Raw genomic sequence first — 22,014 nt, 5'->3', positions numbered from 1 at the left:
CCCACCATGCCCGCACCCACCCCCCGCACCGCACTCCTCGTCGGCGCCGCCGGCGGCATCCTCAAGGAGGTCTCCCGCGAGCTCGCCGAGGAGGGCCACACGCTGGTCCTGTTCGACCGGGACGCCGAGGCCGTCGGCCGGCTCGCCGAGGAGCTGGGACGGATCACCAAGGTCGAGGCCGTCGTCGGTGACATCACCGACATCCCGGCGGCGGAACGCCAGCTGACCGACATCGTCGACCGGTTCGCACCGTCCATCCTCGTCAACGGCGTCGGCGGCGACACCCGCGTGATCGGCTACGCCGACCTCACCACCGACCACTTCGACCAGTCGTTCCTGGAGAACGTCGTCAGCAGCTGGATCGCGGTCAAGGTGTGCGCCCCGCGCATGGCCGCCGACGGCTACGGCCGCATCGTCAACTTCGCCTCGGCGGGCGGCCGTACGTACAGCCACTTCAACAACGCCGCGTACGTCGGCGCGAAGGCCGCCGTCATCGGCATGACCAAGCAGATGGCGTACGAGCTGGCCCCGACCGGGGTCGTCGTCAACGTCGTCGCCCACGGTCCCATCGCCACCGAGCGGGTCGCCGGGGCGTTCGAGCGGCGTGACCCGGCGCAGCAGCAGGCCGTCCTGGCCAAGCTGCCGATGGGCCGCTACGGCACCGTCGCCGAGGCCGTCGGCAGTGTGCTGCACCTCTGCTCCGAGAGCGCCGGCTACTCGACCGGGTCCGTCATCGACATCAACGGCGGCCTCTACATGTGAGTCCCGCCCGCACCCCCATCCCACGCGATCCCACGCCCGTGACACCGGAGGTATCCATGGCGAAGTTCGTCGTCGAGTTCGAGTACAACGTCGACCGTGCGGGCCGGGAGCATCTGCACCGCGCCCACACCGACTATCTGCGGGCCCTCACCGACAGCGGCGTACTGCTGCTCGCCGGGCCGCTCCAGGACACCAACGGCGGCCTGCTGGTCTACGAGGCCGAGGACCGCGACCGCCTCCAGGAGGTTCTGGACGCCGAGCCCTACGTCAAGGGCGGCATCGTCTGCCGGGTTCGTATCCGGCAGTGGGCGCCGGGCAAGGGCACGTGGGCCGCGGCGTCGGAGAAGGCCGCGGCCTGAGCCCGAGGGGTTATCCCCGCCGTCCAGCCGCCCCTCCCGTAAGGAAGCAAGCCTCCCCGAAAGGACCAACTGACGTGCTCGTAACGCCAGTTCAGCAAGACGCCACCCCTCTGCGCCGCGAAGCCCTGCACGCCGGGATCGTCGATCCGGGCATGGACTCGATGCGGCTGCTCAGTGAGACGGCGATGAAGTTCCCCGAGGCGCTGTCGTTCTCGTCGGGGGCGCCCCACGACGGTACGCACGACCTCACGAAGCTCTCGTACTACGTCGACCGGTACATCGCGCACCTGCGGGAGCAGGGGGTGCCCGAGCAGCGCGTCACCCGGCTGCACTTCCAGTACGGACCCGTCAACGGGTTCATCCAGGAAGAGGTCGCCCGCATGCTCGCCCAGGACGAGGACATCGATGTCGCGCCCGAGGCGATCATGATCACGCACGGCTTCCAGGAGGCGGCGCTCGTCGCCCTGAGGGGGCTGTTCCGGTCGCCCGACGACGTGCTGCTGTCCGTGTCCCCGGCGTACGTCGGCATTCGCGGCGCCGCCCGCATGCTGGACATTCCGGTCAAGGGCATCACCGAGGGGCCCAACGGGCTCGAGCCGGAGGCCGTGGCCGCCGCCGTGCGTGCCGTGCGTGCCGAGGGCAAGCGGCCCGCCGCGCTCTACCTGGTCCCCGACTTCTCCAACCCGTCCGGCACGGTCGTACCGCTGGAGGCCCGGCGGCGGCTGCTCGCGCTGGCCGCCGAGGAAGGGTTCGCCATCCTGGAGGACAACCCGTACGGGCTCTTCGCGAGCGACGAGGAGCGGCTGCCGACGCTCAAGGCGCTGGACACCCGCGGTGACGTCGTCTACCTCGGCTCCTTCGCCAAGTCCGCGTTCCCGGGCGCCCGCCTCGGCTATCTGGTCGGTGACCGGGAGGTCGTCGGCGAGGACGGCACCCGGCGCACCCTCGCCCAGGAACTCTCCAAGGCCAAGGCGATGTTCACGGTCGGCTCGTCCTCGCTCTCCCAGGCCGCGATCGGCGGCATCCTCGTCGACGCCGGCTACGACCTGCGCTCCGCCACCCGCGACCTGGCCGCCGTCTACCAGGAGCGGCTCGCCGCCACCCTCGACGCCCTCGCCGAGCACTTCCCGCCCGAGCGGTACGCCGAGCACGGCGTGCGCTGGAACCGGCCGCGCGGCGGTTTCTTCCTGGTCGTCGAGGTGCCCTTCGAGGCCGACCTCGTCGCCATGGAACGGTCGGCCCGCGACTACGCGGTCAGCTGGGCGCCGATGAGCATGTTCCACCTCGACGGCAGCGGCGAACGCGCCCTGCGCCTCGGCTTCAGCAACCTCACCCCCGCCGCGATCCGCGAGGGCATCGCCCGCCTGGCCCGCTTCATCGAGGCCGAGTCCACGTCCGAACCGGAGGCCACCTCATGAGCAACAGCCCCACGCGCCCCGTGGCGGTGATCGTCGACGGCTACTCCGCCGGCAACTTCTACCCCGCCGCCTTCGCCGCGTACGGCACGGACGTCGTCCACGTCCAGTCCACCCCGGAGCTGATCCCGGCGATGGCACCGCCGGACCTCACCGCCTACCGGGAGAACATCGCCGGACACGGCGACGAGAAGGCCCTCGTCGAGCGGCTGCGCGCCCTCGCCCCCGTGTGCGTGATCGCCGGCCAGGAGTCGTCCGTACCGCTCGCCGACCGGCTGAGCGAGGCGGTCGGCGTCCCCTCCAACGGCTCGGCGCTGTCACCGGCCCGCCGCGACAAGTACGAGATGATCGAGACGCTGCGCCGCGCCGGGGTGCGCTGCGCGCGGCAGCTCAAGACCGACGACCCGGACGCGGCGGTCGCCTGGGCCGAGGACCACGGCAGTTACCCGGTGGTCGTCAAACCGCTGAGCTCGGCGGCCTCCGACGGCGTCTTCGTCTGTGACGGCCCCGACGCGGTCCGCCGCGCCGCCCGGACCGTCCTCGACGCCCCGAACATGTTCGGCCTCGCCAACACCGAGATCCTCGTGCAGTCCTATCTCAAGGGCACCGAGTACATCGTCGACACCGTCAGCCGCGGCGGCGAGCGGTATGTCTGCGGGGTCTGGGAGTACGAGAAGACGCTGCTGCCGTCCGGCAAGAACATCTACAACCGCGATCTCCTCGCCGACCCGTACGACAACCCGGTGGTCGCCGAGCTCACCTCGTACGTCGACGAGGTCCTCGCCGCCCTCGGCGTCGCCTGGGGGCCGGCCCACGCCGAGGTCATCGTCACCGACGAGGGCCCCGTCCTGGTCGAGATCGGCACCCGCCTCAACGGCAACATCAACGCCCCCTTCCACGACGTGTGCCTCGGCCACAACCAGGCGGCGCTCACCGCGCAGGCGTACACCCGGCCCGACGAGTTCCGCGCGGAGTACGCCGGCCGGACGTACACGAGGCTTCAGCCCGCCGTCGTCTACAACGCCCCGACCGAACTCGACGGTGTCGTCGACACCGTCGACGAGACGGCCGTGGCGGAGATCCGCGCCCTGGAGAGCGTCTTCCTCGCGACGGTCAAGTACGCGCCCGGCGCCCGGATCAGGCCCACGGTCGACCTGCTGACCAGCTCGATGCGGGTGTTCCTCACGGCACCGGACGAGACGGCCCTGACGGCCGGCTACGAGAAGGTCCGCGCGCTCAAGGACGCCGTGTACCGGGTCGCCTGACCCCCTCCCTGCCTCTCGCCCTTCTTCTCTGCCTTCTTCTCCGCCTCTTCCCTTCCTTCTTCCACGACTTGCTTCCCGGAGGTCTGTCATGCACAGCCGTATCGGTCTCTTCCTGTCCCCCGTCCACGAGACCGGCCAGGACCCGCACCTCGCGATCCGCCGCAACCTGGACCTCGTCGAGTACGTCGACGACCTCAACTTCGACGAGGCGTGGTTCGGCGAGCACCACACGCTGGGCTGGGGCCTGGTCGGTGCGCCCGAGACGCTGATAGCCGCCGCCTCCCAGCGCACCACCCAGATCAAGCTGGCCCACGGCGTCGTACCGCTCTCCGGCCACCACCCCTTCCATGTGGCGAGCCGGGCGGTCCACCTCGACCACCTCACCCGCGGCCGGTACATCCTGGGCGTCGGCCCGGGCGTGCCCTTCGACGCGAAGATGTTCGGCCTGGAGCAGCCGGTGCAGCGCCGCCGCCTGGAGGAGGCCCTGCCGACGGTCCTGGAGCTGGTCAACGGCGACGAGCGGATCACCCAGCAGACGGACTGGTTCGACCTGCGCGACGCCAAGCTCCAGCTGCCGCGCTTCAGCCCGCAGGGCATCGAGGTCGCGGTCGCGACCTCCGGCACCTCGCAGTCCAGCCCGCGCCTGATCGGCCAGTACGGGCTGAGCATGACCTCGTTCGCACTGCCCTTCGCCCTCCTCACGCCGGGCGCCCCCGCGCACATCAACCTGGCCCACCAGTGGAAGTACGCGGAGGAGGCCGCCGCCGAGCACGGGCAGACCCTGGACCGCGACAAGTGGCGTATCGCGCTGCCGGTGCACGTGGCCGAGACCCGCGAGGAGGCGTACGCGGACGTCCGCGAGGGCTACGACCGCTGGCTGTTCGAGTACTTCGGCAAGGCGGCCGGCCGTGAGGTCCTCAGCCCCGACGTGCCGCGGGAGAGGGCACTGGAGGCCCGGGTCGAGGCGGGCGGCGCGCTCGTCGGCTCGGTGGACGACGTGGTCGCCGGCATCGAGCGGCTGCACGAGATCACCGGCGGCTTCGGCACGCTGCTCGTCTACGTCGCCGACTGGACGTCCTGGGAGAAGACCAACCGCAGCATGGAACTGCTGGCCCGCCATGTCGCCCCCCGCATCAACGGCTCGGCGGCCCGCCCGCAGGAGGCGGTGGACTTCGCGATCGCCAGCCGGAAGAAGTAGCACGCTGTAGCACCTGGTGCGAGGAAGCGTCCTCGCCGAGCCCGCCGTATGCCACGTCATGTCACGCGAGGCCGGGCCGTTCCGTCGGCCCGGCCGTGCGTCCCACCCGATCGGAAAGAACTCATGCTGGAGCAACGCTCGTTCCGCGACATACTCGGCCGGTTCACCACGGGAGTGGTACTGGTCACCGCCGACACGGCCGAAGGCCCCAAGGGCATGGCGGTCAACTCCTTCACCTCCGTCTCCCTCACCCCGCCGCTGGTCGCCCTGTGTGCCGCGGACACCTCCTCGACCTGGCCGGCGATCCGCGAGGCCGGCTCCTTCGCGGTCACGATCCTCGGCGAAGAGCACGCGGAGCTGTGCCGCCTGTTCAGCACCAAGGGCGCCGACCGCTTCGCCGCGGGCGCCTGGTCCACGACCCGTGCCGGGCACCCCATCCCCGCCGACGGTCTCGGCTGGCTGGACTGCCGTATCGCCACGGTCCATCCGGCGGGCGACCACGAACTGGTCATCGCCGAGGCCATGGAAGGCGCCCTGACGGCCCAGGCGGGCCCCCTGGTCTTCCACGCCGGCCGTTTCACGGCCCTGGCAGCGGCCTGACCCGTCTTCCTCCGGCTACCGACGGACCGGACCCCGGCGCCGCTCCCTCCGGCTCCGGCCCCGCACCGGCACCGGGTCCAGCCGTCGTACGGGTCAAGCCGCCAGGCAGGACGCGACGCCCCGTCGCTCACCACCCGCCGAGCCGAGGCCACCGGCGTCCTCGACCCGGCGCGGGGCCCAGCCCGGGCTGGACGGCCCCGCCCTCCCAGGATCCGGCTCCGCCCGTCAGGGGCCCAGCCCGGCTCGCACGGGCCCGCCCCGCCCCCGGGACCCGACTCCGCACTCCGCCCTGCCCCGGACCCGGACCCGGCCCCGCCCGCCCGGCGTACCGGCCCGGCTCGGAAGGGCCGGCCACGCCCGGGACCCGCCCCGGGACGCGTTCGCCGCGTCGACGCCCATGAGAAAGGCAACCCGCGTGTCCCACACCGATCCGATACCCAAGACGCTCACCCTCCCCCTGCCGCCGGATGCCGGGCCGGAAACCGATCTCCGCTTCGTCCGGACCGCCCCGCGTCATCTCGTCGACCGCAGCGCCGTGGCCGAGGTACTGATCACCGACTGGCGGCGGCTGGGCCCCGACGCGTTCCGGCTGGGCGCGCAGTGGCCGCGCGGGCACCACTTCTACGCGCCCATCGCGGGTACCTGGTACGACCCGCTGCTCACAGCGGAGTCGCTACGGCAGGCCTCCGTCCTGGTCGGGCAGACGTACTACGGCGTCCCGGCGGACCATCACTTCACCATCACCGAACTGGAGTTCGAGGTCGTGCCGGGTGTCATCCTGCTCGGCACCCGCCCCGCCGAGATGCGCCTGGAGGCCGCGGCCACGGCCGTCCGGGGCGCCACGCGCCGCTCCGGCCCCCCGACCGCACTCACCCTGGAGGCCGATCTCCTGCGCGGCGACGACTTCGCCGGCGCGGGACGGCTGACACTGCGCGCTTCCGCCCCCCGGGACCCCGCCGCGGGGGAGGGCGGCGGATACCCGCCCCTGCCCGACCCCGTGCCGCCCGCGATCGTGGGCCGCCTCGACGAACGCGACGTCGTCCTCGGTGTCCCCCGCTCCGCCGCCGCCCGCCGGGGCCTGAGCTGGGACCTGCGGATCGACCCCGGCCACCCGGTGCTCTTCGACCACCCCACCCACGAGATCCCCGGCATGGTGCTCCTGGAGGCCGCCCGCCAGGCCGTACAGGCGGCCTGCGCCCCGTACCGCGTACTCCCCGTGGAACTGCGCAGCGCCTTCCACTCCCCCCTGACCCTGGACCTCCCCTGCCGCATCTCCGCGACCAGGCTCCCCGCGCAGGACGCGAGCGAGGACGCCGCGCTCCGGGTCACCGCGTGGCAGTCCGGCCGGCTGGCCTTCGACAGCCTCGTGGTGGCGAGTCTGTGCGACTGAAGGGGGGCGGGAAAGATCTTCGGGACACTCCTAGGGCGTGGGGTGTGCGGGCTCGTCGTCGTTCCCGCCCGGCTTCGGCTCGGCCAGTTGTGCCGTGCAGTACGCCGTGACGTTCCTCTCACCGCCCGCCGCCGCCACGAGGCGCTGCCAGACCGTCGCGTTCATGCCCTGGCCGTTTCCCCCGACCTCCTGGTAGTCGCGGCAGTCGGCCTCGGCGCCCTGGGCGGGGGCCGGGGGTTCGGGGCCGTCGTCCGCCGGGAATCCCGCCGCGCCGATCACCCCCAGGGCGACACCGACCAGCATGAGACCGGCGAACAGCACGGAGAGCGTCGTCCGCAGGGACGGCACGGGGTGGCGCCGTCCCCCGGGCCCCCAGTCGTCCCGGCGGCGGGCGCGGCCGCGGTGGGCCACGGCGTCCCGGGCGGCCCGGAACGCGGCCACGGCCCGCCGCTCGGCCTCGGCGTCGACACCGTCCCGGACGAGGGAGGCGACGATCAGCGCCTCGACTTCGGCGTCGGGAAGGGCGGGACGGGAACGACGGCCGGGAAGCCCGCCGCCGCTCTGCCGTTCACCCATGTCCGATTCCGTCCCTGTTCGATTCACTCGCCCGCACGGCCCGTCGGGCCTCACCAGTACGTCCCGCTCGTCCGGCCTGTTCAGGACGGAGCGACAGCGCGGTCGCGTCAGCCCCCGCCGCAGAAGCTGAGCTTCGTTCACGTCGACTCCCCCAGCGTCCGGGGAGCCTCATCCGTCACACCCTCCGCGCCCAACTGCCGGGCGAGGCGCTTCAATCCCCGGTACGCGGCCGTGCGTACCGCGCCCGGCCGCTTGCCCAGGACACGCGCGGCGGCCGGGCCGTCGAGGCCGACCACGACACGCAGCAGCACGGCCTCGGCCTGGTCGCGGGGCAGCCCGCGGACCAGCTCAAGGGCGTGCTCGGTGGACAGGGCCTCCAGCGCCTGGTCGTGCGTGCTGTGCGGCCCGGGCAGGTCCAGGACGTCCTGTTCCAGCACGGCCGGCCGGGGCCGTACCCGCTGCCGGCGCAGCTGGTCCAGCGCCCGGTGCCGGGCGATGGTCGCCGTCCAGCCGCGGAAACCGGCCCCGTCGCCCTGGAACCGTCCCAGGTCGCGGGCTATCTCCAGCCAGGCGTCGGACGCCACGTCCTCCGCGTCGTCCCCGACCAGGCCGCGCAGATAGCCGAGCAGGCCGGGCTGCACGAGCCGGTAGGCGACCGCGAAGGCCGCCTCGTCTCCATGCTGGGCCCGCGCGACGGCCGCGCCCAGTTCCCCGTCGTACGCCTGCACGCGCCGGGGTGCCGCTCCCTGACCCACGTACCGTCCCTGTCCGTACCGAGTGCGCGCCCTCCCGTACCACGCCCCCACGGTGATCAGCGCCGGTGCGGGCGGAAGTGTCACAGCGCGTCAGGCGCCCGGAGGCCGACCACCGTTCGGGTCAACCCGACCCGCCGTCCTCGGGAGCGCCGGCCCTCGGAGGTTTGGGCCAAGTGACGTACCGGGGAGCTCTGCACGCGATGCAACCGCCCCACGAAAGGCGAGCGCCGTATGCCGTCCCCCCTCCTGCGCACCGCCGTCGCCACCGCTCTGGCCCTCGGTGCCCTCGGTCTGACCCAGCCCGCCCGGGCCTCGTCCTCGGACGGCGTGTACACCGTCCGCGTGCCGGACGGTGATCCGCACAAGCGGTCCCTCGCCCCGCGCACCACCGAGCCGTTCAGCATGGTCGGAGTCACCTGGGCGGACCCGGACGCCGCCCTGGACGGCACCGCGTATGTGCGCACCCGCTCCCGCGGGAGCGGCGAGTGGAGCGCGTGGCGGGCGCTGGACACCGATGTGCGCACGCCCGAGAGCGGCCCCGACCACGACCACGCCGGGGTGCGCGGCGGCACCCAGCCGCTGTGGACCGGGCCCTCGGACGGCGTCCAGGTGCGTGTCTCGGGCGGGCGGCTGCCCCAGGGGCTGCGCGTCGAGCTGGTCGATCCCGACGGCGGGTCGGACGCCGTGCACACCTCGGTCGTCGAACCGGGCGTCCCGGAACCCGGTGCCGTCGAACCGGCCCCCGGAGCGCCCCTGGCCGGCCGCCCCACCGTGACGTCGCGCTCCGCCTGGGGCGCCGACGAGTCCCTGGTGAAGGACCCGCCCACCTACACCACCGGCACCCAGGCGATGTTCGTCCACCACACGGCGGGCACCAACGACTACACCTGCTCCCAGTCGGCGTCGGTCGTGCGCGGTGTGTTCCTGTACCACGTGCAGAGCAACGGCTGGAACGACATCGGCTACCACTTCCTCGTCGACAAGTGCGGGACCGTCTTCGAGGGCCGTGCGGGCGGCATCGACAAGCCCGTCCTCGGCGCGCACACCTACGGCTTCAACACCGCCACCAGCAGTGTGTCGGTGCTCGGCGACTACTCCACGGCGACCACCAACGCCGCGGTGCGCGCGGCGGTCGCCAAGGTGGCGGCCTGGAAGCTCGGCCTGTACGGCCTCGACCCGGCCGGGACCGTGGTGCTGACCTCCGGTGCCGACAACGGCAAGTACCAGGCGGGCCAGAAGGTCACGCTCAACCGCATCTCCGGGCACCGCGACGGCTCCCCGACGGAGTGCCCCGGACAGAATCTCTACGACGACCTGCCCGAGATCCGCTCCCTCGCCACGAAGCCCGGCACGCTCGTCGCACCGGCACCGAACCCGGAGCCGGCAACGGAACCGGAACCCGAGCCGGCACCGGAGTGGGACCTCGGGTCGGAGACGGAGCTCGCCGAGATGGGGATCGAGGGCGTGCTCGCGCGCTGACGCTACTGCCGGGGCGCCGTGCCCACCGCGTCCCGGCACAGCAGCCGCAGCGATCCGTGACCGCCGTAGCAGCGGCGGGCCTCGTCGATCGGGTCCCAGAGGCGCCCGTCGGGGGTGCGGATCCAGTGGTCGCCGCCGGTGGCCCACCACTCGGCCCCGGCCTGACGTGCCATCACCTCACCGGCATAGGCCCCGAACCCGCGCAACACCTCCTCCACGGCCGCGTACGGCGCTCCTTCCCGCCGTATCCCCTCGATCATGCGGTCGATGCTCCACAGACTCTGTGCCGAGTAGTCGAGGCGCAGTCGTGCTCCCTCGCGCATCGTCGCCACTGTGTCCGCCGCCCACCGCAGCGGCTTCGCAGCCGCCGATGGCCTGGTCTCCTGCTGAGTCGTCACACCCCTTCAATGCGCTACGGGGCGGCGTTTCGTCACGCGAAATCGGCGACTTCCCTGAAGTGGTGCAGGACCGCCCCACCTCGGCCTTACGACAGTCACAGGACTCTTTCAGGAACGGGGTTTAGGCCGGTCAGGGTGCCCTCACGGGCTCAGCCCCGTTGCCGGGTCCGGCGGGAGACCACGGCGCGCAGCACCCGGCGCCCCTCCGTCGACACCTCCAGCGCCCGCCGCAGCCCGGCGGGCCCGTGTCCGGCCAGGACCTCGAGGACGGTGACCTGGCGGCGCAGTTCGGCGGCGACGAGCGGCGACATGCCCTCCGTACGGCCCTGGCGACGGGTGTCGACCGAGGAGGACTCGTCCGGGGCGGTGTCGAGGAGGCGGTGGATCTGGAGGGAGGCGACGGAACAGGCGTCGGCCCACACCCGCACCTCGGCGGCGGACCGCTCCGCGGGGGCGGCCTCGAGCATCCGGTGGGCGAGCGCGACCGCCTCGTCCCCGTCGCCCGCGGCGTCCAGCTTCCCGCGCGCCTGCTCAAGACCGTCACCCCAGTCGCCGGCACCGGCGTCGTCGGTGAGGCTCGCCCACAGCGGCCGCAGGATCTCGTCGTCACCGCCCAGCAGGGGCACGCACCGATCCAAACAAGCCAGCCCGCTCGCGGCCAGCCCGCGTTCGTCGGCCTGTGCGATCAACTCCACCAGGCTCATCCACGCCTCCCTCCGCGGGCCATCTCCGGGGCCCAACCAGGCCGCTACCAGCCCTCACCCCTCACGGAACCCGCACTTCCCCTTACTGCGCGCAACAGCCCCGGAGTGTCACAGGGGCACCACGCCCAGTCGGTCGAGGAAGCGGAAGAAGAGGTTTTCGGCCAGGGGATCGGGGTCTGCAGTCAGTACGTCCAGCAGCGCGTCGGCGTTCACCTCGAGTCCGGCCTCGGCGGCCCAGCGCACCGCGCGCTCGGCGGCGTCGCGGGGTTCGAGGAAGTAGTCCTCCAGCGTGAGGCCCTCCCGGTCCGCGCCTAAGTAGCCGGCCATCGCGGTCCGCGCGAGGCACGTCGTCCACGCCCCGCTCTCCGGCGCCGCGGCCTCCAGCACCACGCACTCGCTGTTCATGACGTACCCGAACAGCGAGGGCGCCCCGGTCTCCCGGGCGAGGTCGTTCATGCTTCCGACGTCGCCGTCGCCGCTCGGGTACTCCCACAGCTGCCATCCGCCCGGCGCCGAGCTGTGCGGTGTCATACCGCCCTCGGCCCCCGGCAGCGTGGCCAGCTCCGCCAGCGGCTGCTCCGCTCTGCCCACGACGAAGTAACCCCAGTAGCCCATGTTCCGGTTCCCCCCGGCATATTCGGTCCGACTCCCGCCAGAAGACCACCACAGTCGCACGGGAGTTCGCAGCCGTATGGGTCAATTCGTGCGGAGTCAGCCGAGCCTGTCCGCCAGCGCCCGGAACTCCGCCCAGGACAGCTCGGGCCTGTCCGGGTCCCACAGCTTCTGGACGGTCGCCCGCAGCGGCATCCGGATCCCGGCCGCCACCTGGTCCTGTGTCTGCGCGTTCGCCAGGTCGCACCAGACGGCGAAGGACCCGCCGAGGATCTGCCCGTTGTAGCGCTCGGGTACGGCCGTGGTGCCGCGCAGCACCAGCGGTGTCCACTGCTCGTAGATCCGCTGCCCCGTCGGGTAGACGAAGGTCTGCGGCTCGCCGAGCACGTAGTACAGGAACTCGTCGTTGTAGTTGATCACCTTCCGGCCCGCATCCAGGTACTCCAGGGGCTCCCGGGCGCCGATCTCCTTGCCGGTCCAGTAGGCGACCTGGATGTCCTTGTCGGCCTGGACGGACCCGCCGCGGAAGAACCCGTCGTTCCACGCGCGCGGGGTGCGCCCGTGCTCGCGGACGGTGGCGGCGCGGTCGTTGAGCCAGCCCGTGGTGAGGTCGGCGACCGTGGCGCCGGAGCCGTACTTCTTCTGCGCCGCGGCGGCCAGCTGCGGGAACGCCGCCTCCGGGTCGGAGCGGACCAGCGCCTGGTACTCGTCGGCCCCGAGGTGCCAGGGCCGGCCGGGGAAGAGGTCCGCGTACTCGTTCAGCAGATCGTCGACGATCTCGGCGCTCTCGGCCTTGGAGATGTCGATGGCCCCCTGCACCGCCGACCCCTGCGCGGTGCGCAGCTGGAGGTCGGGGTGGGCGTCGATGACCGCGCCGAGGTGCCCGGGCGAGTCGATCTCGGGCACGACGGCGATGTGCCGGCTCTCCGCGAGGTCGACGATCTTCCGCACCTGCGCCTTGGTCAGATGCTCCTGGGACACGATCTCCGGATGCGAGTCGGACTCGATCCGGAACCCCTGGTCGTCGGAGAAGTGCAGGCCCAGCTGGTTGAACTTCAGATCGCCCAGCTCCCGGATCCGGTCCTCGATCCAGTCGGCGGTGAAGTTCTTGCGCGCGATGTCCAGCATGAACCCGCGCACCGGCTTGGCCGGCTCGTCCCGCACCACGCCCTCGGGCGCCGTCCCGCCGTCGTGCGTCTCCTGCTTGAGCGTGCGGGTGCCGTAGAAGACGCCCGCGTCGGCGGGCCCGGTGATCTCCGCGCGCCCGTCGCGCACGGTCATGACGTACGACTCCGGGTTCGCCTTCTTGTCACCGCCCAGCGCCAGCCGCAGATCCCCGGCGCGCCGGTCGCCCTTCTCGCCCGCGTACGTCAGCCCCAGCTCGCCGGCGACCAGCCGCCCCTCGTCGGCCAGCGCCGCGTCGTCCACGACCACGCGGTTGCCACTCTCGGGCCGCCAGCCCGGGCCGCGCGCCGGCTCGTGGTCACGCACGGCGGGGATCGTCTGCGGCGCCTTGGACAGGGCGTACGAGCGGCTCGGACTCGGGCTGCTCTCCGGTGAGGTGCCCCGCGGGGCGGCCGCGGTCCGGCCCTGGGAGGGTCTGGCCTCCGTCCCCGTGGACCCGCCGTCGCCGTCCGAGGCCGCCCAGAGCCCCAGACTCACCCCGGCCGCGACCATGACCAATGCGACGGCCATGGCCACGACCAGCACTGGCCGCTGTTTCACCTGCTTCGCCGTATCCCGGCGCCTGTGCTGACTCACACGGCCAACCTAAAACCCCACGGCGCGCGGCGCGCGTCCACCACACGTTCCGAAACTCTCTCCCCCGGGTGAAATTCGGGCATCCGTCGGACACGTCTCGGTCGTACTCGATAGCGTGACGTCACATCTCTCACACCTTGCCCTGCCTACACACGTGACGCCCACGAGGACCCACGCTGCCCGCGCACCGTCTCCCAGACCTCCCCGGCCGAGCCGCCATACCGGTGGAGCACGTCAACGCAGCCTCCGCGCAGGAGCTGGAGCAGACGCTCCTCACCTGCTTGCGCAGCCATCGCTGGTCCCGGCGTGTCGCGGAACACCGCCCCTATCCGGACCTGGCCTCCCTGCTCGCCGCCGCCGACGAGGCGGCGTACGACCTGGCATGGGGCGACCTCACGGAAGCCCTGGCGGCCGAGCCCCTGCCCGCGCTGCCCCCGGACACCTACGCCGCGGCCCACACGGCCCTCAGCGCGGCCCACGCCGCCTACGAGGCCCGCTTCGGCCATGTGTTCGTCATCTGTCTGGACGGCCTGACACCGAACGAGGTCCTGGACCACATCCTGGAGGCCGTCCGGTCACGGTTGACCAACGATCTCGAAGAGGAGCGGGCGGTGGTGGCCGATGAGCTGCGACGCCTGGCGAAGGAACGGCTGGTGGACGCCCTCAGGGGCGCGGGGAACGGCGCGATCGACCACAACGAACCCGCACCCGGCAGATAACGGGAAATCACACCCCAGAAGCCGCAGAGGCTAGCCCGTAAGCATGCCAGTTTGATCACACAGCCAGACCCCCGCTAAGCCAAGCGGCAGCGCATCGCTACGATGCTGGGGGCCGGTGGACCGTACCCGGCCGGGCCCGACCGACACACCAAGCCGGCGCGGCCCCAATCCCCGCTCCCGGAGGAAAATTCCGTGCCGGCTGGAACGCTGTACCGCGGCCGGGAAGGAATGTGGTCCTGGGTGGCTCATCGAGTCACCGGCGTCCTCATCTTCTTCTTCCTGTTCGTTCACGTGCTGGACACCGCTCTCGTCCGCGTGTCCCCTGAGGCCTACGACACCGTCGTGGCCACGTACAAGACGCCGATCGTCGCGCTGCTGGAGTACGGCCTCGTCGCCGCCATCCTCTTCCACGCGCTCAACGGCCTGCGTGTCATCGCCGTCGATTTCTGGATCAAGGGCGCCCGGTACCAGAAGCAGATGCTCTGGACCGTCGTCGCCCTGTGGGTCGTGCTGATGCTCGGGGCGATCTACCCCGTCCTCGGCCACGCCGCTCGTGAACTCTTCGGGAGCTGACGCCAATGTCCACGTCTGAGAAGACCGCCGCCGGCGTCGGCCCCGTCGAGGGCGGCGCCGTCTACACCGTCGACAACCCGGCCCCCTTCATCGAGGCCCCGCGCCAGCGCACCAAGAAGACCCCGAAGACCACCCGGGGCAACTTCGAGATGGTCGCCTGGCTGTTCATGCGCCTGTCGGGCGTGGTGCTGGTCGTGCTGGTCCTCGGCCACCTGCTGATCCAGCTCGTGCTGGACGGCGGCGTGTCGAAGATCGGCTTCGCCTTCGTGGCGGGCCGCTGGGCGAGCCCCTTCTGGCAGGTCTGGGACCTGCTGATGCTGTGGCTCGCGATGCTGCACGGCGCCAACGGCCTGCGCACGGTCATCAACGACTACGCGGAGCGCGCGAACACCCGGCTGTGGCTCAAGGGCCTGCTCTACACCGCCACGGTGTTCACCATCCTGCTGGGCACGCTGGTGATCTTCACCTTCGACCCGAACATCCGCTAGGCACGGGGCTGCGAGAATCATGAAGATCCACAAGTACGACACCGTCATCGTCGGCGCCGGTGGCGCGGGCATGCGCGCGGCCATCGAGTCCACGAAGCGCAGCCGCACCGCCGTGCTGACCAAGCTGTACCCCACCCGCTCCCACACGGGCGCCGCGCAGGGCGGCATGGCCGCCGCGCTGGCCAACGTGGAGGAGGACAACTGGGAGTGGCACACCTTCGACACGGTCAAGGGCGGCGACTACCTGGTCGACCAGGACGCCGCCGAGATCCTGGCGAAGGAGGCCATCGACTCCGTCCTCGACCTGGAGAAGATGGGCCTGCCGTTCAACCGCACGCCGAACGGCACCATCGACCAGCGCCGCTTCGGCGGTCACAGCCGTAACCACGGCGAGGCCCCGGTCCGCCGCTCCTGCTACGCGGCCGACCGCACCGGCCACATGATCCTCCAGACGCTGTACCAGAACTGCGTCAAGGAGGGCGTGGAGTTCTACAACGAGTTCTACGTCCTGGACCAGCTGATCACCGAGGTCGACGGCGTCAAGAAGTCGGCCGGTGTGGTGGCGTACGAGCTCGCCACCGGCGAGATCCACGTCTTCCAGGCGAAGTCCGTGGTCTACGCGTCCGGCGGCTGCGGCAAGTTCTTCAAGGTGACGTCCAACGCGCACACGCTGACGGGCGACGGCCAGGCGGCGGTCTACCGCCGGGGTCTGCCGCTGGAGGACATGGAGTTCTTCCAGTTCCACCCGACCGGCATCTGGCGCATGGGCATCCTGCTGACGGAGGGCGCCCGTGGTGAGGGCGGCATCCTCCGCAACAAGGACGGCGAGCGCTTCATGGAGAAGTACGCGCCGGTCATGAAGGACCTCGCGTCCCGGGACGTCGTCTCGCGCTCCATCTACACGGAGATCCGGGAAGGCCGCGGCTGCGGCCCCGAGGGCGACCACGTCTACCTGGACCTGACGCACCTCCCGCCGGAGCAGCTGGACGCGAAGCTCCCGGACATCACGGAGTTCGCCCGCACCTACCTCGGCATCGAGCCCTACACGGACCCGATCCCGATCCAGCCCACGGCGCACTACGTCATGGGCGGCATCCCGACGAACGTCGAGGGTGAGGTCCTGGCGGACAACACCACCGTCGTCCCGGGCCTGTACGCGGCCGGCGAGGTCGCCTGTGTGTCCGTGCACGGCGCCAACCGCCTCGGCACCAACTCCCTGCTGGACATCAACGTGTTCGGCAAGCGCGCGGGCATCGCCGCCGCGGAGTACTCGCAGACGGCGGAGTTCGTCGAGCTGCCGGAGAACCCGGCGGAGCTCGTGATCGAGCAGGTGGAGCGCCTGCGCGACTCCACCGGCACCGAGCGTGTGACGGCGATCCGTCGCGAACTGCAGGACACCATGGACGCCAACGTCATGGTGTTCCGCACCGAGCAGACGATCAAGACGGCGGTCGAGAAGATCGCGGAGCTGCGCGAGCGGTTCAAGAACGTGTCGATCCAGGACAAGGGCAAGCGGTTCAACACGGACCTGCTGGAGGCCATCGAGCTGGGCAACCTGCTGGACCTCGCCGAGGTCATGGCGGTCTCCGCGCTCGCCCGCAAGGAGTCCCGCGGCGGTCACTACCGTGAGGACTACCCGAACCGCGACGACGTCAACTTCATGCGGCACACCATGGCGTACCGCGAGGTCGGGGCCGACGGTTCCGAAACCGTCCGTCTCGACTACAAGCCGGTCGTCCAGACCCGCTACCAGCCGATGGAGCGTAAGTACTGATGGCTACCCCTGTTGTGGACAAGGCGGAAGCGGCCGGCCAGCCCGAGCCCGGCTTCGCCGACTCCCCCTACATCACCGTCACCTTCCGGGTCCGCCGCTTCAACCCGGAGGTCTCGGCCGAGGCGACCTGGGAAGACTTCCAGCTGGAGATCGACCCCAAGGAGCGCGTCCTCGACGGCCTCCACAAGATCAAGTGGGACGTCGACGGCACGCTGACGTTCCGCCGCTCCTGCGCGCACGGCATCTGCGGCTCCGACGCCATGCGGATCAACGGCAAGAACCGCCTCGCGTGCAAGACGCTGATCAAGGACATCAACCCCGAGAAGCCGATCACGGTCGAGCCGATAAAGGGCCTCACGGTCCTGAAGGACCTCGTGGTCGACATGGAGCCGTTCTTCCAGGCGTACCGCGACGTCATGCCCTTCCTCATCACGAAGGACACGAACGAGCCGACGCGCGAGCGCCTTCAGACGGCCGAGGACCGCGAGCGCTTCGACGACACCACGAAGTGCATCCTCTGCGCGGCCTGCACCTCGTCGTGCCCGGTCTTCTGGAACGACGGCCAGTACTTCGGCCCGGCGGCCATCGTCAACGCGCACCGCTTCATCTTCGACTCGCGCGACGAGGCCGGAGAGCAGCGCCTGGAGGTCCTCAACGACCGCGACGGCGTCTGGCGCTGCCGCACGACCTTCAACTGCACGGACGCGTGCCCGCGCGGCATCGAGGTCACGAAGGCGATCGCGGAGGTGAAGCGAGCGCTGATCACGCGCCGCTTCTGAGGTCGTTCGCCGTACGGCTTTGAGGGCCCTGTTCCCACTGGGAACAGGGCCCTCTGGCATATGCCACACCTTCGGGTGAAGGCGTCCAGGACGGACGTGTGGGCTGCCTCGGACCTACGATGATGCTCTCGACACCAGCCCCCCAGGAGGCACCTGATGTCCGCAGCTTCCGTCGAGCAGCCCTTCCACGATGAAGAGCCGGTCACCCTCACGACCATCGCCGACGAGATCATGGAGCGCCATCCGGGCTACCGCGTCGAGATCATCGGAGGCCATCTCCTCGTGACCCCGTCCCCGGATGTTGCCCACGCTCGTGCTCTGACCGGTCTCATGATCCCGTTCATCGCAGCCGGCCTGCACGGCGGCGAAACCGAAGTACTCCAGAACGTAGGACTCTGGCTCCCCACCGGCGCCGAGGACTACGCCATCCCCGACCTCGTGGTGGTGGACGCCGACATCGACGACCACTTCGTCGAGAACAACGCGTACGAACCGGCCTGCTTCCGCCTCGTCCTGGAGGTCACCTCCGGCAACTGGAAGGACGACCTCAAGACCAAGGTCGCCGCCTACGCCGAGGCCACGGTGCCCGTCTACGTCATCGTGGACCGCAAGCACCAGCGCCTCCACGTCCTGACCGACCCGGTCGGAAGCACCTACGAGAACCACCGTCCTCATGCCCCCGGCGAGCTCGTCACTCTCCCGGACTCCATCGGCGCCAAGGTGACCCTCGAAGTGGCGGAGATCCTCAAGGCCGGCCAGCCGAAGACGAGCGACTGAGTCGCAGGGCCCGGAACCGGCCAGATTCGGGCTGGTTCCGGCCACCTGTCTCACGGCTCCTGTGACTGATGTGACCAGAAGAGCCGGGGCCGTCTTCGCCGAAGACGGCCCCGGCTCTTCTGTTTTCACTCCTGAATCCCATCTTGAACACGTTCAAAAAGAGGTCTACAGTCTTCTCGACAGCGTTTTGAACGTGTTCAAGAAGGGTGGGGCAATGGACCGCACGGTCATCGCCTACGTCATCTACCTGCTGGTCAGCGTCGCGTTGACCATCTGGGTGGCCCGGACGCTCAGCCGGAACGGGAAGGTCTTCCTCGCCGATGTGCTGCACGGCAACGAGAAGCTCGCCGATGCCGTCAACCACCTTCTGGTGGTCGGCTTCTATCTCGTCAACCTCGGGTTCGTCGCGCTGTATCTGAGCGGCGACGAGACCATCACCGACACGCGCGGCGTCTTCGAGGCCCTGTCGACCAAGCTCGGCGTGGTGCTGCTGGTGCTCGGCGTGATGCACCTGGCCAACGTCTATGTGCTGAACCGGATCCGGCGGCGGGGTGTGATGGAGCGGGAGCAGGTGCCGCCCGTGCCACCGCAGGGCTGGGCGGCCCCGTCGGCCCGGGCCTGAGCGGAGGCCCGGGTGAACGCCACCGCACCGGTCCGCCGGCTCACCGTCCTGTACGACGCCGAGTGCTCCCTGTGCGCGTTCGTGCGCGACTGGCTCCTGCGGCAGCCCCAGCTGGTGCCGCTGGAGCTGGTCCCGGCCGCCTCCGAGGAGGCCCGGCGGCGCTTTCCCGGACTCGATCACGGCGCCACCCTCGACGAGATCACCGTCGTCGGCGACGCCGGGCAGGTCTACCGAGGGCCCGCCGCCTGGATCGTCACCCTGTGGGCGCTGCGCGAGCACCGGCCGCTCGCCCACCGGCTGAGCACCCCGTCCGGCGCCCGGCTGGCCAAGGGCGCGGTGCTCGCCGCCGCCAAGTGGCGCGGGGCGCAGTGGAACCAGGGGCCTCGGGGCGGGGCGCAGTGGGGCGGCCGGGTGTACCGGCGCGCGGACGGGTGGGGGTACGACCCGGACGCCGGCTGGACCTACAGCGCGCCGGGCTGCGCCGACGGCACCTGCGCCCCTCGGTAGCCGCACCGGTGCTGACGTTAGGCTCTCTTCCCGTGTCCGCGAAGAACGACGGCCCCGACGACGGCGCCGCCCCCACGAAGTCCGAGCAGACCCGCGCCCTGATCCTGGAGACGGCCATGCGGCTGTTCCAGGAGCGCGGCTACGACAAGACGACGATGCGGGCCATCGCCCAGGAGGCCGGGGTCTCCGTCGGCAACGCGTACTACTACTTCGCGGGCAAGGAGCACCTGATCCAGGGCTTCTACGACCGGATCGCCGCCGAGCACCAGGTGGCGGTCCGGGAGATCCTGGACCGGGAGGCCGACCTGGAGGCACGGCTCGCGGGTGTCCTGCGGACCTGGCTGGACATCGCCGCGCCCTACCACGAGTTCGCGGTGCAGTTCTTCAAGAACGCCGCCGACCCGGACAGCCCGCTCAGCCCCTTCTCCCCCGAGTCGGAGCACGCGCGCGTGGAGGCCATCAGCGTCCACCGGGAGGTGCTGGCCGGGGCGACCAAGACGAAGGTGCCCGAGGAACTGCGGGACATCCTGCCCGAGCTGATGTGGCTGTCCCAGATGGGGCTCGTCCTGTACTGGATCTTCGACCGTACGGAGGGGCGGGAGCGCAGCTACCGGCTCGCGGAGCGCGGTGCCCGGCTCACCGCCCGGGGTGTCGCCCTGGCCCGCTTCCGGGTGCTGCGGCCCCTGGTGCGGGAGGTGCACGAGCTGTTCACGGACTTCCTGCCGGGGATGACACGGGCGATCCCGGACCCGGCGGCGCGCCGCACCGAGTCGTAGGGCCGCGCAGGGCACCTCACAGCCTTGTGAGGCTCCAGAGGCGGAAGACCCCCGTGCCGTCCGAGAGGTACTGGCCGCCGCCGATGTCCTCGGTGGTGACGACGTACTCCTTCGCCTGCCACAGCGGGAGCACCGGCACGTCCTGCGCGACGGTCTGCTGCACCTCGCGGAAGTCCCGGTCGGCCTCGCCGCGGTCGGCGTAGCGCTGGCTGTCCTTGATGAGCCGGTCCACGGTCTTGCTGCTGTAGCCAGTGTTCATGGCGCTGCCGGTGCCGACGAGCGCGGCGCCGAAGGTGTCCGGGTCGGGGAAGTCGGCGACCCAGCCGACGGCGTACGCGTCGAGCTTGCCGTCCGCCCACCGCTTCTGGAAGTCGGTCCACTCGTAGCCCTGGAGAGTGACCTTGAAGAGTCCGCTCGCCTCCAGCTCCCGTTTGATCTCGGCGCCCTCCTGGGCACCGGCGCCGCGGCCCTTGGCGTAGCCGTACGTGAGGGGGACCGGCAGGGTGGCACCGGCCTTGGTGAGCAACTGCCGTGCCTTCTTCGCGTCCTGCTCGGGGTAGTCGTCGAAGAACGAGGCGGTGTGGCCGGTGATGCCCGCCGGGATCAGGGAGTACAGGGGGTCTACGGTGCCGTCGTAGACGGTGGCCGCCAGTCGCTCGCGGTCGATCAGCCAGGCCAGGGCCTGGCGGACCTTGGGGTTGTGCAGGGGCTTGCCCGCGCGGGTGTTGAAGTACAGGTTGCGGGTCTCGGAGCCGTCCGCCTCGAAGACGCGCTGCGCGGGGTCGCTCGGGTTCAGGTCGGCGAGGACCTGGGGCGGCAGCTGGCGGGTCGCGACCTCGACCTGCCTGTCCTTCCAGGCGGTGTCGAGGGCGTCGGGGCTGTCGTAGTAGCGCAGCTCGACGGGGCGGCCCGCGCCGCCCTTGACGGCGCCCTGGTACCCGGCGTTGGGCGCGAGGACCGCCGTGGCGTTCCTCGTGTAGGAGGTGAGGGTGTACGGGCCGGTGCCGTCGACACCGTTGTCGGTGCGCAGCTTGCCGGCCGGGTACGCGGTGTGGTCGACGATCGAGCCGGCGCCGGTGGCCACCTTGAACGGGAAGGTCGCGTCGGGCGACGACAGGTGGAAGGTGACGGTCAGCCGGTCGGCGCTCACGGAACCGAGGGTGTCGAGCAGGGGCGCCGGGCCGACGGGCGACTTGATCCTCAGGATCCGGTCGAAGGAGTACTTCACGTCCTCGGCGGTCATCGTCCGGCCGCTCGGGAAGGTGAGGCCGGAGCGCAGGTCGCAGCGGTACGTCGTCAGGTCGCCGCCGGTGAACGCGCAGCTCTTCGCCGCGTCCGGTACGGGTGCGGCGCCCCCCGGCGTGAAGGTGAGCAGCGACTGGAAGACATTGCTGAACAGCGCCCAGGAGCCGGCGTCGTAGGCACCGGCCGGGTCGAGCGAGGTGACGGCGTCCGTCGTGCCCACCGTGATGGTCTTGCCGTCGCTCTTCGACGGCAGGAACTGCCAGGCGCCCACGCCCACGGCGGCCAGGACGAGCAGCCCCGCGAGTATCCGCATGCGAACCGATCGCATCGGCCTTGCCCTCCCCAGGCCCTTTGGGCCCTTGTGCCGGTGCCACACCCCTTCGTGGCGGCCTCACCCAATCACAGGCTTTTGACCTCGGGGAAGGGAGATCTGCCGACTTGGGAAAGAACTTACCGATGGGTGAATCGGTCCGGTTTCAC

Annotated in this window: 24 protein-coding genes; 17 read left to right on the top strand and 7 right to left on the bottom strand. The window is 71.0% G+C overall.

All coding sequences use genetic code 11. The features are described 5' to 3' along the window. The first annotated feature begins 6 nt into the window (after positions 1–6). The 7 genes from OHU35_RS26850 (at position 7) to OHU35_RS26820 (ending at position 6,989) form a co-directional block, all read left to right on the top strand. Entirely contained in the window at positions 7–762 is a 756-nt protein-coding gene (locus OHU35_RS26850) for an SDR family NAD(P)-dependent oxidoreductase (protein WP_189722834.1), read from the top strand. Positions 763–818: 56 nt separating this feature from the next. After that, positions 819–1,121 carry a YciI family protein gene (locus OHU35_RS26845; protein ID WP_189722833.1) on the top strand — a complete coding sequence of 101 codons (303 nt, stop codon included), beginning with the start codon at positions 819–821 and terminating at the stop codon, positions 1,119–1,121. Between the two features lie 74 nt (positions 1,122–1,195). After that, on the top strand, positions 1,196–2,539 hold the full coding sequence (locus tag OHU35_RS26840; protein ID WP_405507184.1) for a PLP-dependent aminotransferase family protein: 1,344 nt from the start codon (positions 1,196–1,198) through the stop codon (positions 2,537–2,539). Continuing rightward, entirely contained in the window at positions 2,536–3,801 is a 1,266-nt protein-coding gene (locus tag OHU35_RS26835; protein ID WP_405507182.1) for an ATP-grasp domain-containing protein, read from the top strand. Before OHU35_RS26840 ends, OHU35_RS26835 begins: the two co-directional genes overlap by 4 nt. Positions 3,802–3,889: 88 nt before the next feature. Next, on the top strand, positions 3,890–4,999 hold the full coding sequence (locus tag OHU35_RS26830) for an LLM class flavin-dependent oxidoreductase (RefSeq protein ID WP_189722831.1): 1,110 nt from the start codon (positions 3,890–3,892) through the stop codon (positions 4,997–4,999). Positions 5,000–5,122: 123 nt separating this feature from the next. Continuing rightward, a complete protein-coding gene (locus OHU35_RS26825; protein WP_189722830.1) occupies positions 5,123–5,599 on the top strand; it encodes a flavin reductase family protein in 477 nt (158 codons plus the stop codon). A gap of 415 nt (positions 5,600–6,014) precedes the next feature. Next, on the top strand, positions 6,015–6,989 hold the full coding sequence (locus tag OHU35_RS26820; protein WP_405507180.1) for a ScbA/BarX family gamma-butyrolactone biosynthesis protein: 975 nt from the start codon (positions 6,015–6,017) through the stop codon (positions 6,987–6,989). A gap of 30 nt (positions 6,990–7,019) precedes the next feature. Here OHU35_RS26820 and OHU35_RS26815 read toward each other — a convergent pair whose 3' ends face one another. Both OHU35_RS26815 and OHU35_RS26810 read right to left on the bottom strand, forming a co-directional pair. Then, positions 7,020–7,565, bottom strand: a complete 546-nt coding sequence (locus OHU35_RS26815) for a hypothetical protein (protein ID WP_189722828.1) — start codon at positions 7,563–7,565, stop codon at positions 7,020–7,022. A gap of 137 nt (positions 7,566–7,702) precedes the next feature. Continuing rightward, positions 7,703–8,320 (bottom strand): RNA polymerase sigma factor, encoded by a 618-nt coding sequence (locus tag OHU35_RS26810; RefSeq protein ID WP_405507178.1) that lies wholly within the window; start codon positions 8,318–8,320, stop codon positions 7,703–7,705. Between the two features lie 231 nt (positions 8,321–8,551). On the opposite strand from OHU35_RS26810, the gene OHU35_RS26805 reads away from it, so the two are divergent. Then, positions 8,552–9,799 carry an N-acetylmuramoyl-L-alanine amidase gene (locus OHU35_RS26805; RefSeq protein ID WP_405507176.1) on the top strand — a complete coding sequence of 416 codons (1,248 nt, stop codon included), beginning with the start codon at positions 8,552–8,554 and terminating at the stop codon, positions 9,797–9,799. A 2-nt stretch (positions 9,800–9,801) separates the two neighbouring features. Here the strand turns inward: OHU35_RS26805 and OHU35_RS26800 are convergent, their stop codons facing one another. From OHU35_RS26800 to OHU35_RS26785, 4 genes are all read right to left on the bottom strand, one after another. Further along, complete coding sequence (locus tag OHU35_RS26800) at positions 9,802–10,197, bottom strand: hypothetical protein (RefSeq protein ID WP_189722825.1); 396 nt, start codon at positions 10,195–10,197, stop codon at positions 9,802–9,804. A gap of 149 nt (positions 10,198–10,346) precedes the next feature. Beyond that, on the bottom strand, positions 10,347–10,901 hold the full coding sequence (locus OHU35_RS26795) for a hypothetical protein (RefSeq protein ID WP_189722824.1): 555 nt from the start codon (positions 10,899–10,901) through the stop codon (positions 10,347–10,349). 108 nt (positions 10,902–11,009) lie between these two features. Beyond that, positions 11,010–11,516 (bottom strand): hypothetical protein, encoded by a 507-nt coding sequence (locus OHU35_RS26790; RefSeq protein WP_189722823.1) that lies wholly within the window; start codon positions 11,514–11,516, stop codon positions 11,010–11,012. Positions 11,517–11,612: 96 nt separating this feature from the next. After that, entirely contained in the window at positions 11,613–13,190 is a 1,578-nt protein-coding gene (locus tag OHU35_RS26785; protein ID WP_405509334.1) for a beta-N-acetylhexosaminidase, read from the bottom strand. A gap of 308 nt (positions 13,191–13,498) precedes the next feature. Here OHU35_RS26785 and OHU35_RS26780 point away from each other — a divergent pair, with 308 nt between their 5' ends. The 9 genes from OHU35_RS26780 to OHU35_RS26740 all read left to right on the top strand — a co-directional run bounded on the left by OHU35_RS26780 (position 13,499) and on the right by OHU35_RS26740 (position 20,289). Then, entirely contained in the window at positions 13,499–13,993 is a 495-nt protein-coding gene (locus OHU35_RS26780) for a 2-oxo-4-hydroxy-4-carboxy-5-ureidoimidazoline decarboxylase (RefSeq protein WP_405507175.1), read from the top strand. Between the two features lie 192 nt (positions 13,994–14,185). Then, a complete protein-coding gene (gene sdhC / locus OHU35_RS26775; protein WP_031107855.1) occupies positions 14,186–14,566 on the top strand; it encodes a succinate dehydrogenase, cytochrome b556 subunit in 381 nt (126 codons plus the stop codon). 5 nt (positions 14,567–14,571) lie between these two features. Continuing rightward, positions 14,572–15,054 carry a succinate dehydrogenase hydrophobic membrane anchor subunit gene (locus OHU35_RS26770; RefSeq protein WP_189722821.1) on the top strand — a complete coding sequence of 161 codons (483 nt, stop codon included), beginning with the start codon at positions 14,572–14,574 and terminating at the stop codon, positions 15,052–15,054. A 19-nt stretch (positions 15,055–15,073) separates the two neighbouring features. After that, on the top strand, positions 15,074–16,828 hold the full coding sequence (gene sdhA / locus OHU35_RS26765) for a succinate dehydrogenase flavoprotein subunit (protein WP_189722820.1): 1,755 nt from the start codon (positions 15,074–15,076) through the stop codon (positions 16,826–16,828). After that, positions 16,828–17,607 (top strand): succinate dehydrogenase iron-sulfur subunit, encoded by a 780-nt coding sequence (locus OHU35_RS26760; protein ID WP_359887018.1) that lies wholly within the window; start codon positions 16,828–16,830, stop codon positions 17,605–17,607. The genes sdhA and OHU35_RS26760 overlap by 1 nt, the downstream gene beginning before the upstream one ends. Positions 17,608–17,763: 156 nt before the next feature. Continuing rightward, positions 17,764–18,384 carry a Uma2 family endonuclease gene (locus OHU35_RS26755; RefSeq protein ID WP_189722818.1) on the top strand — a complete coding sequence of 207 codons (621 nt, stop codon included), beginning with the start codon at positions 17,764–17,766 and terminating at the stop codon, positions 18,382–18,384. Between the two features lie 214 nt (positions 18,385–18,598). Then, positions 18,599–19,006 (top strand): hypothetical protein, encoded by a 408-nt coding sequence (locus OHU35_RS26750; RefSeq protein WP_184591204.1) that lies wholly within the window; start codon positions 18,599–18,601, stop codon positions 19,004–19,006. Between the two features lie 12 nt (positions 19,007–19,018). Then, a complete protein-coding gene (locus tag OHU35_RS26745) occupies positions 19,019–19,513 on the top strand; it encodes a DCC1-like thiol-disulfide oxidoreductase family protein (protein WP_359887023.1) in 495 nt (164 codons plus the stop codon). 32 nt (positions 19,514–19,545) lie between these two features. Then, positions 19,546–20,289: a TetR/AcrR family transcriptional regulator gene (locus OHU35_RS26740; protein WP_189722816.1), complete on the top strand. Its 744-nt coding sequence runs from the start codon at positions 19,546–19,548 to the stop codon at positions 20,287–20,289. 16 nt (positions 20,290–20,305) lie between these two features. On the opposite strand, the gene OHU35_RS26735 is transcribed toward OHU35_RS26740, so the two are convergent. Beyond that, a complete protein-coding gene (locus OHU35_RS26735) occupies positions 20,306–21,862 on the bottom strand; it encodes an ABC transporter substrate-binding protein (RefSeq protein ID WP_405507172.1) in 1,557 nt (518 codons plus the stop codon). Between the last annotated feature and the right edge of the window lie 152 nt (positions 21,863–22,014).

The organism is Streptomyces purpurascens (assembly GCF_045040895.1).
GTDB classification, from domain to species: domain Bacteria; phylum Actinomycetota; class Actinomycetes; order Streptomycetales; family Streptomycetaceae; genus Streptomyces; species Streptomyces purpurascens.
The sequence above is the reverse complement of the archived record's forward strand: the minus strand, read 5'-3'. Positions and strand labels throughout refer to the sequence as shown.

Bases quoted from the DNA above. Each gene is read 5' to 3' on its own strand.
- OHU35_RS26755 (WP_189722818.1), top strand. From the start codon at position 17,764: ATGTCCGCAGCTTCCGTCGAGCAGCCCTTCCACGATGAAGAGCCGGTC.
- OHU35_RS26815 (WP_189722828.1), bottom strand. From the start codon at position 7,565: ATGGGTGAACGGCAGAGCGGCGGCGGGCTTCCCGGCCGTCGTTCCCGT.
- OHU35_RS26760 (WP_359887018.1), top strand. From the start codon at position 16,828: ATGGCTACCCCTGTTGTGGACAAGGCGGAAGCGGCCGGCCAGCCCGAG.
- OHU35_RS26805 (WP_405507176.1), top strand. From the start codon at position 8,552: ATGCCGTCCCCCCTCCTGCGCACCGCCGTCGCCACCGCTCTGGCCCTC.
- OHU35_RS26750 (WP_184591204.1), top strand. From the start codon at position 18,599: ATGGACCGCACGGTCATCGCCTACGTCATCTACCTGCTGGTCAGCGTC.
- OHU35_RS26835 (WP_405507182.1), top strand. From the start codon at position 2,536: ATGAGCAACAGCCCCACGCGCCCCGTGGCGGTGATCGTCGACGGCTAC.
- sdhA (WP_189722820.1), top strand. From the start codon at position 15,074: ATGAAGATCCACAAGTACGACACCGTCATCGTCGGCGCCGGTGGCGCG.
- OHU35_RS26845 (WP_189722833.1), top strand. From the start codon at position 819: ATGGCGAAGTTCGTCGTCGAGTTCGAGTACAACGTCGACCGTGCGGGC.
- OHU35_RS26790 (WP_189722823.1), bottom strand. From the start codon at position 11,516: ATGGGCTACTGGGGTTACTTCGTCGTGGGCAGAGCGGAGCAGCCGCTG.
- OHU35_RS26830 (WP_189722831.1), top strand. From the start codon at position 3,890: ATGCACAGCCGTATCGGTCTCTTCCTGTCCCCCGTCCACGAGACCGGC.
- OHU35_RS26825 (WP_189722830.1), top strand. From the start codon at position 5,123: ATGCTGGAGCAACGCTCGTTCCGCGACATACTCGGCCGGTTCACCACG.
- OHU35_RS26785 (WP_405509334.1), bottom strand. From the start codon at position 13,190: ATGGTCGCGGCCGGGGTGAGTCTGGGGCTCTGGGCGGCCTCGGACGGC.
- OHU35_RS26770 (WP_189722821.1), top strand. From the start codon at position 14,572: ATGTCCACGTCTGAGAAGACCGCCGCCGGCGTCGGCCCCGTCGAGGGC.
- OHU35_RS26850 (WP_189722834.1), top strand. From the start codon at position 7: ATGCCCGCACCCACCCCCCGCACCGCACTCCTCGTCGGCGCCGCCGGC.
- OHU35_RS26735 (WP_405507172.1), bottom strand. From the start codon at position 21,862: ATGCGATCGGTTCGCATGCGGATACTCGCGGGGCTGCTCGTCCTGGCC.
- OHU35_RS26795 (WP_189722824.1), bottom strand. From the start codon at position 10,901: ATGAGCCTGGTGGAGTTGATCGCACAGGCCGACGAACGCGGGCTGGCC.